We start from the raw sequence: 13834 nt of genomic DNA, 5'->3' as shown, positions 1-13834 counted from the left end.
TACGGACGCTGCCAACTTCCCCGAAGACATCGTCAATCCACGTAACGGCCACATAGGGCTTCCTGAATGAACATCGACTTCAGCCAACTCAAAACCGCCGAACAGCTCCAGGCTGACAAAGAACGCACCGAACTCGACGGCATATTGGCCACACGCCGCGCGGCTTACCTGAGCGAGTCAGACCCGCTACGGCTGGAGGCTGACTATGACGGCCTGAGCCAGGGCAACGCGCCGGACTACACCGCGTGGCTGGCCTCCGTCGCCGACATCAAGAAACGCTTCCCGCTGCCCAAGGCGGTCGTTCCGGCCAAAGACTAAAGCCGCACGAACCACCGAACCCCGCCAAGTGCGGGCTTTTTTACGCCCGGAGAAAGCCATGCCCATCACCGCGCAGCAGCTGCTGCAAATCCTCCCCAACGCCGGCCACGTTGCCGGCGTTTTTGCACCTGTCCTCAACACCGCCATGAACCGGTACCAGATCGTCGGCCCGCAGCGTGTCGCGGCCTTCATCGCCCAGATCGGCCACGAATCAGGTCAGCTCAAATATATGCGCGAAATCTGGGGTCCAACGGCCGCTCAAGCGCGATACGAGGGCAGGGCCGACCTCGGCAACACCCACCCGGGCGACGGCTCCAAGTTTCGCGGGCGTGGCCTGATCCAGATCACCGGCCGCAGCAACTACAAAACGTGCGGCGAAGCGCTGGGCCTTGACCTGATCAACCAACCCGAATTGCTGGAAAAGCCACAGCACGCGTGCATGTCGGCGGCGTGGTTTTGGGCCACCCGAGGCCTCAACACCCTGGCTGATGAGGGCAAGTTTGAAACCATCACCCGCCGTATCAATGGCGGGCTGAATGGACTAGCGGATCGTCAGGCGCTGTATGCGCGGGCGCTCAAGGTGTTGGCGTGAGTCAGGGTCGCGGGCTTAGCTTTGCCGTACTAGTGGCGATGGCCATTGCTTGTTTTTCCACATGGAAAGTGGACGCTTGGCGCTACGGGAAGCAACTGGCTGAGCTGAGCGCATCACATCAAACGGCACTCTCAGAAATCGCTAATGCCGCCGCCAAGGCAGGCGAGAAGGCCCGCAAGACCGAACAGCAACGCCAACGAGCCATTGACCAGGTGCGCGCTGATGCAACCCACCAGAAACAGAAAGACAATGCTCTTGCTGCTGAGCAGCGCGCTGACAATGACAGCCTGCGCGACAAAACCCGTCAGCTACTTGCCGACAAGTCCACCCTCAATACCCGCCTTGCCCAGCGAGGCAAGACAATCAATGACCTTATCGATCTGCTCGCCGAGCTGCGATCAGAAGCTGATGGATATGCGGGAGAGTTGGCGACAGCGCTTACAGCAAGTCGTAGGGCCGGGTTCGCCTGCGAGCGATCCTATGACTCGGTAGCTGTGCCGCGTTGAAGGGGGTGCTGGAGTACGTGCGGGAGGCGTGTAAGTGACCTACATTCGCGGTCGTAAAAATCAACACGACCTCAATTCATGCAGGAATTGATCCCGATGATGTTTCTTTTTTTCGCAAAAAGGGATAGGCGAGTCTTGGCAGGAAGCCGGGGTAGGGTGGAATGCTACGTCGGGGGAAATTCGGGGAATGGCTCATCATGGTAGAGCACCGTGGGGCGTCGTTGCAGCGAGCGCGAGGTGCAAAGCCCTGATTTCATTGGGCTTTTAGGAGGTATGCAAGCATGGGGTGCTAGGGGTCGAGTGTTCGAATCACTCCGTCCCGACCATATTATTCAATGACTTAGCCCAACTTTTGCGAGTTGGGCTTTTTCATGTGCATGACTTTTGCGGGACATCTCCGCGACTTACGCCTCAAATTTGTCTGTTCCCCCCCCCCCCTCCCGCATGACAGCCTACGATGCTGTGTTTGCCGCTTCGATTAGTTGCCCAGCCCTTGGGGCGATTGACTGGTGATGCTTGCAGATGGTCGTGTATACGCTTTTCACGCACAGCAACAGCACGCAGGAGCAGCGAGAGTATGCGCAGTTTCTGGCAGTTCAAATCCTTCCCGGTTTCTATGCCCTTCAAACACTTTTGATCCGTCTTGGCTCAGGAAAACGATTAGGGTCAGCCGGATGCAGGGCTGCGTTGTTCGCTAGCACCACGGCTCAGGGTGTAAAAACTCAACTCAACGAGATTGTCAGCAGTCGGGCGCGCCCCCAAATATGTTTGATGGCGAGCTGGGCGGTGTGTCTGGCTTAAACTTTGGTGTGGCAGAAAAGCTCAAAGGCTGCGGCCTGTCCCTATGTCGTGACTTCCTATTCTCCACAGCCACGTAAGGTGGAGGCTCAGCCACTGCTGGGTGATGTTGAAGCGTTGTTCAGCTTGCTGTTGAGAAAGAAGACGCCTCGCGCGTTGGCGCGAGTTTGATCCGCTTGAGTAAAGCTCGCATCCCCGGCGCGAATAGTAGATACGCCAGAGTTGTTATGGGCCTCCTGTTTTTCACCAAGCACAGGAATACTTCTCGCCCGGCTATCTCAGCCTGATGCAGTGCCGTGTCCAGCGCGAGCCAGGTTAAGGCTACTGGCGGGAACCAGGGGAGATAGCGCCAGACCGTTTGCCGGATACTGCCCCCTTGCTCGATAACTAGGCGCTACGCTAAAGACATAAACAATTGGCAGGCTTGATCTCGCCTGTATTAAAAGGAGTTACGACGGTGAGTGTCGGCACGATAGATTGCAGTGCAGAGTTTGTGACCAACGGGACAGTTAATAGCTTCCCGTTTTATTTCAATTTTCTGGATGGCAAGGATCTGGTGGTTATCTATATCAGTCCTGAGGGTGTCAGCTCAAAACTGTTAATGGGAATGCACTACACGCTCATCGGCGCTGGCAATAATGACGGGGCGAGCATACAGACCCGAGAGATTCTGGCTGGCCCTGGGCAATTGATTGTATTTCGGGACAGGCAGGTTTATCAGCAGGCCATGTCAGGCAAGCGGGGAGCGTCATTGTCCAAGGCGAACGCAGGCGTGTTCGACAGATTGATCCTGTTGGTGCGTAAAGCCTATGCACTCTTCAGTCAGGTCCTGACTCGACCATTTGGGCGTGACTGTTTCGATGCGCAAAATCGGCGTATTGCCTCGGTCAAAGATCCTGTTGATCCGCAGGACGCAGCCACAAAGCACTTTGTTGATAGGCTTATAGCTGAACGTGGCGTTAGCGCTGAAGATCTCACGGATACAGCAGACAACATTATTTATGTAGGCCCAAATGACGAGGTTGCGAAAGTCCAGCATCTGTCGGGCTCCCAGGGTTCGCTATTGTTGGGGCATAACGCTGAGACGGTGGCGGATGTACTAAAGCGTGTGGGTGAAAACAATTGCTTTGCCCTCGGTGGGGTTGTTCAAAATACGCGTGACTATTCGCTTAACGGTGACAACGTGCTGCCCGAATTTGCTGTGTTCAGCAAAGTGAATTTTGATGCCTCGGGCTATCACGCTTCTGGATCACTGGGAAACATGACAACGACCGCGTCCCCAGCCGGCTCGGACTTCTCGCTTTACATGGTGACAGTTGTACTTCAGACCGAAGTTGCAGGTTGCTTGAATATCAAGTTCGATGGCGCGCCGATAATGTCTGATCAGCCGTCGGGCTACTTGTTTTCAACAGCGCCCATCAAAACAGCAGGGGTTGAAAATAACCGCGACATCGACCCCAATACTTACAGTTTCATCTATGCGACGAGTGGGACCGCGTTTACAACGGTGTCTATAGAGAGTGATACCTCCTGGGGCGGTCAGGTGTATTCGTTATCCCTTGTGCCTGTGGCGGAGACGATGTTTGCCCTGGCGGGAGCGGGTACAGAGAACGGGCCAAAAAATCCGATTGGTTTCAAGGCCTGCGCTTATGGTCGAAACGACATTGCATTTGGGGATAGATACACACTTGCCAGTCTTAAATACGATGGATTACCTCAAACCCCTGCGCATAACCTTGCGATTGGTGCCAAAGCTCTGGCAACAAATCAGTTCGGTGATCAGAACACCGCGATAGGGACCTACGCACTTGAATTCAACGAAACATCAAACAACATTGCGTTAGGGTACTCGGCTGCAAAACTCAATACTAAAGGCCGAGAGCTGACAGCTATCGGCTATAAATCCCTAACCAATAACACCACAGGCTCGGCCAACACAGCGACGGGATTTTGGTCGCTAGGTCTAAATACAACCGGTACAGATAACTGTGCGTTTGGCTGGTACTCATTGCGAAACCTGCTGCTGGGTAACTTCAACACCGCCCATGGCTCCAACGCTGGAATGATGGCCTTGTCCGGGTCGGGTAACACTTATGTGGGGGCATATGCCGGTTACGGCAATGGGGCTGCCTATGCCACCTATGCCAATACAACGGCCGTGGGGCGAGAGTCCTTGGCCGCAGGTGACAACGCCATCGCCATTGGTTTCCAGGCGCGAAGTGGCTCCTTGAGTCTTTCGTCGCCATTTTCGGTGGCCATTGGTTCATCTTCTAGTGCGGCAGGTGCCACGCCTTGCGTGGCTGTTGGCGCTTCTAGCGCGGCAAGTGGTGACAGAACGGTGGCCATTGGCGAGTCCGCGGTTGCATCAGGCCCTAAATCAGTGGCCATTGGCGCTCTTTCTGAGGCCAGTGCCCAATACGTTACGTCTGTCGGCACTCAAGCGGGTGCAGGCAGTACCGGGATCAACAACACTTTTTTAGGTGCCCTGGCCGGATTTTCTCCAAACGCTTTCAACGGTTGCACCCTGCTGGGGTCGAGCACTGCTGCGACCGGGGACAACCAGGTTCAGTTGGGCGCGTTCGGTACGGTCCCGTACGCGTTCGCGGCTCTTCAAATTCGCGCGGATGAGCGTGATGCGACGGATGTGAAGCCGCTAAAAAAATCATATGAGTTTATTCGTGCTCACAAAGGCATGGCGATTCAATACAGATACGACCTGCGGGCGCAGTATACGAGCGGTAAACCCGATGGGTCTAAAGCCGGAAAATCCCTACATGCTGGTTTTCCCGCGCAGAAGGTTAGCGCGCTTGCCAAAAAGATAGGCATCACGTTCACGGGGGTAAGCCATCACGCAGATACTGGCGGGCTTGATGTCTGGTCAATGGGGTATGAGCAGTACGTTCCGCATTTGGTGGAAGCACAAGCCATCGCGATAGAAATGCTAGAAGCCCAAGCATTAGAGATAGAGCGGCTGTGGGCACGCATAAAAGTGCTGGAGGGGCAGAAGGACTAGGAACTCATCACGGCATCTATAAGCTCATGTGCACCTTGTAAGCCCGTATTTCACTTGTTAAGCCGTACCTCACCTCATCCCTTCAGCCGTGGTTTGAGTCTCTGCGTTCTGACTGCAGCTGTGTGGCTGGAGTGAGCGGCTAACGCTTGAAAAACCCTGTGCTACGCTCTTTTTCACCTTGAATAAACTCATGCCCTAAACACGGAGTTCGGTGATGAATAGCGCATTTTCAACGTTGACGATGGTAGTGGCCGCCTTGGTACTGAGTGCCTGTGTAGCGGTAGGCGCTAATAACGCCGGGCCGGGTGAGTTCGAAATCCGTACCGGTGTGATAGAACAAATTGAGCTCACGCAAGTGCAGACCAACCATGACAGTGGCGTAGGCGCGATTCTGGGCGGGCTTGCGGGTGCGGGTATCGGCAGCCTGATCGGTCATGGCACAGGGCGCGATGTTGCGATGGTCGCCGGTGCGCTGGCGGGAGCGGCGGGGGGTAATTACACACAGAGAACGCGCTACGACCAACCTCAGCAGGCGCAGCAAATTATTGTGCGCATGAAAAGCGGCGTATTGGTGTCGGTGACTCAGCCGATCAACCCCGTACTTAAGCCCGGTATGAGCGTTTACATCGAGGGGGCAGGCAGTGATGCCCGGGTTGTACCCCAGAACTAGCGTGTTCAGGCGTTGCCTGGGCGTGATGGCTCAAGGCAACGCCGTATCGTGATCGCCTCTCTTGCAGTGCGCGTACACGTCTTTACAAGTCCTCTAAACGCGGATATGCCAGGTTTTTTGCACTAAGTAGCTGTTTTTTAATAAATTTGTGCGTTGGGGGGTTCCCAGATGTAACAAATGTTGGTAAATTTGCGCGCATTCCGGGACAGGTCATCACATGGCCTGCTGCAGAGGGCATATATGCCACCTGCGCAGAACAACCAGGAATAGAGTGCCAAGCACTCGTTGCAACAGATACAGGGGCGTCGCCAAGCGGTAAGGCAGCAGGTTTTGATCCTGCCATGCGTTGGTTCAAATCCAGCCGCCCCTGCCATTTTCTCCAAGCTTATCTCTTCGAACCCCCAGCGCCTCTGCGTCAGGTGATTTCGTTGTCTGTTTTATCTCCTCTTCTATCTATGTTCTTGTTCAGCACGCTCTGTTAGCGCTGTCATGGCCAAGTGTTATTGCGCGCTTGAAGCCTGAATCAGTAAAGATTGGCGTGCACGCACGCCAATCCCGTGGTGGTTATGCCTGGTTGCTGCTCAGTGGCGGGGTGCGAGGCGGGATCATGCGCTTTGAGCCCGTGGCCTCAAACGCGCTGGCCAAGCCCAGCAATGACGAATCATCGTAGGCGCGCCCGGCAAATGTCAGCCCGACCGGCATCCCGATATCCTGCATCACGCCCATGGGGACGGTCACCGTCGGAACGCCCAAGTGGCGGATGGCCAGATTGCCGTTAGCCACCCATACCCCATTGCTCCAGGCAATGTCGGCAGATTGCGGGTTGACGTCCGCATCGGCCGGCCCGACGTCGGCCACGGTGGGGAAGATCACCGCATCAAGTTGCAAGTGATCCATCCAGTCTTCGAGGTCGATTTTGCGTGTCTGTTCCAGTCCGCGTAAACCATCGGGCAGCGTCGTGATCTGGTCCCACGGCGTGATCCCGCGCTGGGCCATTTTCACGTATTCGTCCATGCCGGCGGCCAGATCGTCTTCGCGGTTGGGCAGGGTGCCTGGGTCGTGCGGGAAAATCTTCGGCCCGTCGACATCGGCCAGCCGATTCAGTTTTGGGTCGCCATTGGCACGCAAGAAGTCATCGAAAGCCCAGGCCGACAGCTCCCACAATTCGTCATGCATAAAGGCTTTTGATACCAGCCCGCGATTGAAAACCGTCGGTGCGCCGGGGCGGTCGCCCTCACAGTTGGACACCAGCGGGAAGTCCACTTCAATCACTTGTGCCCCGGCCGATTCGAGCGCCTTGCGTGCCTGCTCCCATAGAGCAATCACAGAATCGCGGGTGATGATTTTTTGTCCGGTGGGGCCGCCAATGCCTGGCTTCTCTGCGGTGCCTGCCTCAGGGTCTGCGTTGATGTACATGCGGGGCACGCCGAAGCGCTTGCCGGCAAGCGATTGCGGGCTTGCGGCCAGTTGCGCATACGAAGCAGGGCGCACAGAAGATGCACGCGGGATTGGCACCCAGGGTTGCAGACGCCACAGGTCGCCACGGGTATCCGGGTCATCGGCGACCACAATGTCGAGCACTTCAAGCAGGTCAGCCATGGTTCTGGCGAAGGGCACCACCACGTCCATTGTCGGGGTTAAAGGCCAGTTGCCACGCACTGAAATCACACCGCGCGAGGGGGTGTAGGCACACAAACCATTGTTCGATGCCGGGCCGCGACCGCTGGACCAGGTTTCTTCAGCCAGGCCAAAGGCTGCGAAGCTGGCGGCGGTGGCTGTGCCTGCGCCGTTGGAGGAGCCACTGGCAAACGGTGCGGTCAAATAATGTGCGTTGTAGGGGCTTTCGGCGCGGCCATAAACACCGCGCTGCATACCGCCGTTGGCCATGGGCGGCATATTGGTTTTGCCCAGGCAGATGGCACCGGCAGCACGCAGGCGCTCGATGGTGAAGGCGTCGCGATAAGCAATCAGGTCCTTGAAGGCCGGGCTGCCAGACGCTGCGGTCAGCCCTTTGACCAGATAGCTGTCTTTGGCGGTGTAGGGGATACCGTCCAGCGGCCCCAGAGTTTTACCTTCGGCGCGACGGGCATCCGCTGCCTGCGCTTCTTCGAGCGCTTGCGGGTTGCGTACCACGACCGCATTCAGTGCGGTGGCGGTGTTTGGACCGTCATAGGCTTGGATGCGCGCCAGGTACGCCTCGACCAGCGCTACGGCAGTAGTTTGTCCCGACTCAAGCGCGGCGCGCAGTTGGGCTATCGATACTTCAGTCACTTCGATCATGCCTTCACCGCCGTTGATCGGGAGGTGGACAGGTGACTGCGCTCATCAGGCCTGCATTGGGTTTCAGAGGCATTGTGTTGCTCAAAATGGCTTGTCATATCGGTTCTCATTGCACGGCTCACACAACAGGGGCTGAACGTGGGGTCAGAGCTTATCTAATCCGTGGGCGGTTAGGCCATCTGCGATGCACATTCGGGATAAATCGCCGCTTCAAGCGCAGCCTCGATGAGTCAAGGCCAAAGGTGAAATAAGCCTGCAAATTGGATCCGACTGCATAACCTGCTGAAAAGATTCAGCTTATGGCCAAGTGGAATGGGCTTATGAGCCTAATCTAATGAAAAATATTTGGTTATTTAATGACTTAGATCAGTAATAAATTGAAAATATTCATGCAAAATATCTTGTTACGAGTTGTAACGCTGAGGTAAGATCGCCCCGCGTTCACCTACCACGGTTTATGCATTTTTAAGGCCCAAGTTTCCATCAGCTACTTGGGCTTTTTTTTGCGTGCGATTTTTATTGGATCCAAAATTGCGCAGTCGTGGATCCGGTCATCGCGTGAGGGCCGTTGTGCCGTCAAACACAGGCTTACCCTGCAACTGCTCAGTGCTTGAGCGCCACATCTTCAGGATTGATAGCCTTCCACGCTTGCAGCACCGCCTGCGCTTTGGGCTCCTCACCGTTCTCTGGATAGAACTGGATCAGCGACAGCCGCGCCTCACGGTTGAAAGGTTGGCGCTTGAGCTGTTCTTCCAATTGCTCGCAGGCTTTGCCCACTTGGCCACAACCCTGCATCGCCACTGCCCGGTCCAAGGCATTGGGCGACAGCCTGTCGTGCGCTGCATCACTGTTTAACGACGGGCGGTGCGCGTGCGCAGGGAAAATGAAACCGCGCTATCAGCGTGCTATCGTGCTTGCCATTTTTGAGGGGATACGTGATGCGAATGCTGATTGGCGCTGTGAGCCTGGCCCTGCTGGCCGGTTGTGTTTCATCTGCGATGAACGAGGCCCGCAACCAAAAGCCGGTTCGCCTGCTGATGTCCGACAAACCGACACCGCTGGTGGCTCAGTGTGTTCAATTTGCGTGGCAAGACGAAGCGGTTTACGGCGTGGATGCCAGTGGCTACATGGACAACGCCAACAACGGCCGTATGACGGTGTATACCCGTGGCGCCGAGTCGTTTGCTGACCTGCAACCCCAAGGCACGGGCACCAACGCCAGCTACTACGCCGCCAAACCCGATGACAGCGTGGCTTTGCGCCGTTTGGCCGCGTTGGCTACATGCCTGTAACGGCGCAACGTTGGCGCTGAGGTTGACCCCGTGAGCCTGCGTCAGGGTTTTGTGCTGACCCGTCATTGGCGCGATACGCCGTCGGGCATCGAAGTCGAATTTTGGTTGGCCACCGATGAGGGGCCGCAACAGGTGCGCCTGGCGTATCAGACCTCGACTGCGTTCATCCCGGCCCAGCAGCGCGAGCAGGCTGAGGCGTTGTTGCAGGATGAACGCAACGTTGAGTTTCGCGGGTTGGCCTTGTGCGACTTTCAATCGCGCCCGGTGGTGGGGCTTTATTGCCAGCAGCACGGGCAATTGATCGACATCGCCCAGCGGTTGCGGCGTGCCGGGCTGGATGTGTATGAGGCTGACATTCGCCCCCCGGAACGCTACCTGATGGAGCGCTTTATCACAGCCCCGGTCAGTTTCAGCGGCCAGGTGCAGGCTGATGGCCTGCTGCTCAATGCGCAAATCAAACCCCACCCCGACTACCGGCCGCGTTTGAAACTGGTGTCGCTGGACATTGAGACCAGCGAGCAAGGCGACCTGTACTCGATTGCCCTTGAAGGTTGCGGCCAACGACAGGTGTACATGCTGGGCAAGGCCACCGAGACCGACAGCGCTGTCGATTTCGACCTTGAGTTCTGCGCCAGTCGTGGTGAGCTGTTGCAGCGTTTGAACCAGTGGATGGCCCTGCACGACCCGGACGCAATCATCGGCTGGAACGTCATCCAGTTTGATATGCGGGTGTTGCATGAGCACGCGCGACGTCTGGGCATCCCGCTGTTGCTGGGGCGTGGCGCCAGCGAAATGCAATGGCGTGAGCACGGCGCGCGCAACAACCATTTCTTCGCCAGTGCGGCGGGCCGTCTGATCATCGACGGCATTGAGTCGTTGCGTTCGGCAACGTGGTCATTTCCCTCGTTCAGCCTGGAAAACGTCGCTCAAACCCTGCTCGGTGAAGGCAAGGACATCAGTACGCCGTATCAGCGCATGGACGAGATCAATCGCATGTTCGTCGAGGACAAACCTGCGCTGGCGCGTTACAACCTTAAAGACTGTGAACTGGTCACGCGTATTTTCGAACACACCGAACTGCTCACGTTTCTGCTGGAGCGCGCCTCAGTGACGGGGCTGGAAGCGGACCGCAGTGGCGGTTCGGTGGCCGCGTTTTACCATTTGTACATGCCATTGATGCACCGCCAGGGCTTTGTCGCACCCAATTTGGGCGACAACCCGCCCCAGGCCAGCCCCGGCGGTTTTGTGATGGAGTCCCAACCGGGTTTATACGAGTCGGTGCTGGTGCTCGATTACAAGAGCCTGTATCCGTCAATCATCCGCACATTTCTGATTGACCCGCTGGGTTTGGTCGAGGGCCTGCGCGACCCGCGCGATGAAGCGTCGGTGCCGGGCTTTCGCGGCGCACGGTTCTCCCGCACCCGGCATTGTCTGCCCGCGATCATCGAGCGCGTGGCCAACGGCCGCGAAGTGGCCAAGCGTGAAAAGAATGCGCCACTGTCCCAAGCGCTAAAAATCATCATGAACGCGTTTTACGGCGTGTTGGGGTCCAGTGGCTGTCGTTTCTTCGACACCCGGCTGGCTTCGTCGATCACCTTGCGCGGTCACGAGATCATGCTCAAGACCCGCGCGTTGATCGAAGCCAAGGGTTACAGCGTGATTTACGGCGACACCGACTCCACCTTCGTCTGGCTGCGCAGTGAACACAGCGAAGCCGACGCCAGCCGTATCGGCCGTGAATTGGTCAGCGACGTCAATCAATGGTGGCAGGCCCATGTTCAGGCGCAATATGGCCTGAGCAGCGCGCTGGAACTGCAATTTGAAACCCACTACCGACGCTTCCTGATGCCGACCATTCGCGGGGCCGAAGAGGGCAGTAAAAAGCGCTACGCCGGGATGGTTGAACGCCCTGACGGTCAACTGGAGATGGTCTACAAGGGCCTTGAAACCGTGCGCAGCGACTGGTCGCCGTTGGCGCAGCAGTTTCAGCAGGCGCTGTACGAGCGCATCTTCAAGCGTCAGCCGTATCAGGACTACGTGCGCGATTTTGTGCGCAGCACGCTGGCGGGCGAACATGACGAATTACTGATCTACCGCAAACGCCTGCGCCGCCCGCTCAGTGATTACGAGCGCAACGTGCCGCCCCACGTGCGGGCGGCGCGCCTGGCCGATGACTACAACGACCGGCACGGGCGGCCACGCCAATATCAGCGTGGTGGCAGCATCCGCTACCTGATTACCGTGGCCGGGCCACAGCCACTGGAAAACCTGACCGCTGCGGTGGATTACGACCACTACCTGACGCGTCAGCTACAGCCCGTGGCGGATGCGATTCTGGTGTTCGTCGATGACGACTTCAGTGCGCTGGTCGGCGGGCAACTGGGACTGTTTTAAGCCTTGTCGGCTGCATCAGCCAGGGCTTTGGACTTGGCGCGGTCTTTGGCGGCCTTGGCTTCAACGGCCAGGCACTCCATGCAGAACTGCTCTGCATAGGTCATGAAAATCTCGGTGGTGTCGTTTTTGATCGTGCGTGAACCGGCGAGGATGTAGCGCATGCGCTTTTCCGTCACTCCGATGCGCGAGGCAATCCAGGCGGGGGTTTGGCCGATGCGGTCGACCAGTTTGTTGGCGTACTCGGTGTCAGGGTTGTAGCGGTCAGCGTTGGGGTACATGGGGGTTCCGTGTGCGGTGGATTCTGAGCAGGGCGGCAGGGTACTCCTTTTTGCCGGGGCCAGCCTGGCAAATCCCGCGCTAACCGACGCCCAGCAGCTGCCCGCCTGCGCTGCATGAACTAGAGTTCCTGACGTTTACCCACATCCGCCAGAGGAATTTCCATGACGGCACTGGACGTTTTTTGGGTCGGCCTGGGCGGTGGCCACGTCGTTGTTCAAGAGCAACGGTATCAATCAGTACATCCATGTCATGGTTGGCACCGGGATCATGGGCGGGTTGGCGACGTTCTCAAGCGTTGTGTTTGGCGCGGTGCAAATGATGAACGACCCGGCGGGGGTGTTTGTGTCTGTGTGTTATCTGGTGGCCAGCCTGGTGACAGGGTTTGTTGCGGTAGAACTGGGTTTGATCGCCGGTGCCAAGCGGCCAGCGCCGCGTGCAACCGACCCCCCGCAGTGACACGTCATACCCGCACGCAAGCGCTTGCGTGCGGATTGAACGCGCAAGGCTTAGCCCAGCGAGGTGCGTTTACCGAAGAACATCTCGGTGATCAGGTCGTTATTGATCGTGTCGCCTTGCAGGGTGCGCACCAGCAGTTCGCTGGCCAGTTGCGGCAGTGAAAGCACCATGGTCGGGTTGACGCGCTTGACCTTGTTCATGTTTTGGCTTTCGTTGACCAGCGCGATGGTTTGCGTGTTATCGCCTGCCACTTCTTTGGCCGCCAGCACCACGAATACGTTTTCTGCGTCACTGTCGCACAACGTGACGATGTATTTGGCTTCACCCGCGCCGGCCAATCTCAAGGTGGAAGCCGCCGAGGTATCGCCCTCGATAATGTCTGCTTTATCCGGCAAGTCGTGCTGGGTGCCAGGTGCGCACACCACTGTCACATGCTCTCCACGATCAGTCAGGCTCTTGTAGACGTTTTGCGCCAGCGAGTTGGCGCCCACCAGGATGTAGTGATTTTTACGTGCCATGTGGGTAATCCTGCCTTTAACAATGCGTTGGATGTTGTTGCTGATCAGCGGGCCGGCAATCGAGGCCACTGAGATCGCGAAGATGGTGATGCCCAGAATGATCACGGTCAGGGTGAACATGCGTGCATCGGTGGTGTGCGGCACGATGTCGCCAAAGCCCACGGTCGACATCACCACAATGGCGAAATAGAACGCGGTCGGCAGATCGCTCACCTGGGGTGCAAACTGGTCGCCCATGTAGAGCGTGCCGAGCATGCTGTAGACGATCAATGACGCCACACTGACCACGGCAAAGAAGCTGCCGGTGGCCAGGCTGTAATGGTCAAAGCGGCGCCAGTAATACACCTGCACCGCAATGGTGAAGAGCGAGTAGACGGTTATCCAGGTGGGTTTTTTTACGATGAACACGTCGACGCAGACGGTGGACACCAGCAACAACAGGGCAAAAAACCAACTGATGCGTGACTTGATCACCAAACCGATGGACATCAACAACAACACCAGCCCGACCACGAAACCGGGTATTTCCAGTAAGGCCAAAAAGCTCAAGGCCTCCTTCCATGTGTCGAAGGTGCCCAGGGCCGCGTTGGAGTGCGCGACCCCGCGTTGCAACACCGGCAAAAATAAAAGAAAGCCATTGATGGCCACCAGCAAGGCGACCACATGGGCAAAGGAAAGTCTGGCTTTTATGTCCTCTTTTAAAGTCATGGTTCCTACG

The 13834-nt window shown here is 57.1% G+C and carries 12 protein-coding genes and 2 tRNA genes; 10 read left to right on the top strand and 4 right to left on the bottom strand.

The window, feature by feature from the left end; all coding sequences use genetic code 11:
• The first annotated feature begins 66 nt into the window (after positions 1 to 66).
• From ACP7A4_RS12615 to ACP7A4_RS12585, 7 genes are all read left to right on the top strand, one after another.
• Positions 67 to 318, top strand: a complete 252-nt coding sequence (locus ACP7A4_RS12615) for a hypothetical protein (protein WP_426247138.1) — start codon at positions 67 to 69, stop codon at positions 316 to 318.
• Between the two features lie 58 nt (positions 319 to 376).
• On the top strand, positions 377 to 910 hold the full coding sequence (locus ACP7A4_RS12610) for a glycoside hydrolase family 19 protein (RefSeq protein ID WP_426247136.1): 534 nt from the start codon (positions 377 to 379) through the stop codon (positions 908 to 910).
• Positions 907 to 1416: a DUF2514 family protein gene (locus ACP7A4_RS12605; protein ID WP_426247134.1), complete on the top strand. Its 510-nt coding sequence runs from the start codon at positions 907 to 909 to the stop codon at positions 1414 to 1416. Before ACP7A4_RS12610 ends, ACP7A4_RS12605 begins: the two co-directional genes overlap by 4 nt.
• Positions 1417 to 1627: 211 nt before the next feature.
• Positions 1628 to 1742, top strand: a tRNA-Pro gene (locus tag ACP7A4_RS12600).
• 929 nt (positions 1743 to 2671) lie between these two features.
• Positions 2672 to 5227 carry a hypothetical protein gene (locus tag ACP7A4_RS12595; protein ID WP_426247132.1) on the top strand — a complete coding sequence of 852 codons (2556 nt, stop codon included), beginning with the start codon at positions 2672 to 2674 and terminating at the stop codon, positions 5225 to 5227.
• A 214-nt stretch (positions 5228 to 5441) separates the two neighbouring features.
• The gene (locus ACP7A4_RS12590) at positions 5442 to 5897 is read left to right on the top strand and encodes a glycine zipper 2TM domain-containing protein (protein ID WP_059762872.1); all 456 of its coding nucleotides are present in this window, start codon (positions 5442 to 5444) and stop codon (positions 5895 to 5897) included.
• A 298-nt stretch (positions 5898 to 6195) separates the two neighbouring features.
• Positions 6196 to 6270, top strand: a tRNA-Gln gene (locus ACP7A4_RS12585).
• 191 nt (positions 6271 to 6461) lie between these two features.
• On the opposite strand, the gene ACP7A4_RS12580 is transcribed toward ACP7A4_RS12585, so the two are convergent.
• On the bottom strand, positions 6462 to 8177 hold the full coding sequence (locus ACP7A4_RS12580) for an amidase (RefSeq protein ID WP_426247130.1): 1716 nt from the start codon (positions 8175 to 8177) through the stop codon (positions 6462 to 6464).
• A gap of 603 nt (positions 8178 to 8780) precedes the next feature.
• On the bottom strand, positions 8781 to 8978 hold the full coding sequence (locus tag ACP7A4_RS12575; protein WP_177332367.1) for a tetratricopeptide repeat protein: 198 nt from the start codon (positions 8976 to 8978) through the stop codon (positions 8781 to 8783).
• A 137-nt stretch (positions 8979 to 9115) separates the two neighbouring features.
• On the opposite strand from ACP7A4_RS12575, the gene ACP7A4_RS12570 reads away from it, so the two are divergent.
• Both ACP7A4_RS12570 and ACP7A4_RS12565 read left to right on the top strand, forming a co-directional pair.
• Positions 9116 to 9469 carry a hypothetical protein gene (locus tag ACP7A4_RS12570; protein WP_059762911.1) on the top strand — a complete coding sequence of 118 codons (354 nt, stop codon included), beginning with the start codon at positions 9116 to 9118 and terminating at the stop codon, positions 9467 to 9469.
• 30 nt (positions 9470 to 9499) lie between these two features.
• Complete coding sequence (locus tag ACP7A4_RS12565; RefSeq protein WP_426247128.1) at positions 9500 to 11863, top strand: DNA polymerase II; 2364 nt, start codon at positions 9500 to 9502, stop codon at positions 11861 to 11863.
• Here the strand turns inward: ACP7A4_RS12565 and ACP7A4_RS12560 are convergent.
• On the bottom strand, positions 11860 to 12141 hold the full coding sequence (locus ACP7A4_RS12560; RefSeq protein ID WP_048365689.1) for a hypothetical protein: 282 nt from the start codon (positions 12139 to 12141) through the stop codon (positions 11860 to 11862). The genes ACP7A4_RS12565 and ACP7A4_RS12560 overlap by 4 nt on opposite strands.
• 199 nt (positions 12142 to 12340) lie before the next feature.
• Here ACP7A4_RS12560 and ACP7A4_RS12555 point away from each other — a divergent pair, with 199 nt between their 5' ends.
• Positions 12341 to 12598 carry a CrcB family protein gene (locus tag ACP7A4_RS12555; RefSeq protein ID WP_426247125.1) on the top strand — a complete coding sequence of 86 codons (258 nt, stop codon included), beginning with the start codon at positions 12341 to 12343 and terminating at the stop codon, positions 12596 to 12598.
• Positions 12599 to 12648: 50 nt separating this feature from the next.
• On the opposite strand, the gene kch is transcribed toward ACP7A4_RS12555, so the two are convergent.
• Positions 12649 to 13824 (bottom strand): voltage-gated potassium channel protein, encoded by a 1176-nt coding sequence (gene kch, locus ACP7A4_RS12550; protein ID WP_059762868.1) that lies wholly within the window; start codon positions 13822 to 13824, stop codon positions 12649 to 12651.
• Positions 13825 to 13834: the final 10 nt, after the last annotated feature.

The sequence above is a fragment of the Pseudomonas sp. TWR3-1-1 genome (genome assembly GCF_049896545.1).
Lineage (GTDB): Bacteria > Pseudomonadota > Gammaproteobacteria > Pseudomonadales > Pseudomonadaceae > Aquipseudomonas > Aquipseudomonas weihenstephanensis.
This window is presented reverse-complemented; position numbering and strand designations above follow the sequence as displayed.

Bases quoted from the DNA above. Each gene is read 5' to 3' on its own strand.
- ACP7A4_RS12615 (WP_426247138.1), top strand. From the start codon at position 67: ATGAACATCGACTTCAGCCAACTCAAAACCGCCGAACAGCTCCAGGCT.
- ACP7A4_RS12590 (WP_059762872.1), top strand. From the start codon at position 5,442: ATGAATAGCGCATTTTCAACGTTGACGATGGTAGTGGCCGCCTTGGTA.
- ACP7A4_RS12610 (WP_426247136.1), top strand. From the start codon at position 377: ATGCCCATCACCGCGCAGCAGCTGCTGCAAATCCTCCCCAACGCCGGC.
- kch (WP_059762868.1), bottom strand. From the start codon at position 13,824: ATGACTTTAAAAGAGGACATAAAAGCCAGACTTTCCTTTGCCCATGTG.
- ACP7A4_RS12570 (WP_059762911.1), top strand. From the start codon at position 9,116: ATGCGAATGCTGATTGGCGCTGTGAGCCTGGCCCTGCTGGCCGGTTGT.
- ACP7A4_RS12560 (WP_048365689.1), bottom strand. From the start codon at position 12,141: ATGTACCCCAACGCTGACCGCTACAACCCTGACACCGAGTACGCCAAC.
- ACP7A4_RS12580 (WP_426247130.1), bottom strand. From the start codon at position 8,177: ATGATCGAAGTGACTGAAGTATCGATAGCCCAACTGCGCGCCGCGCTT.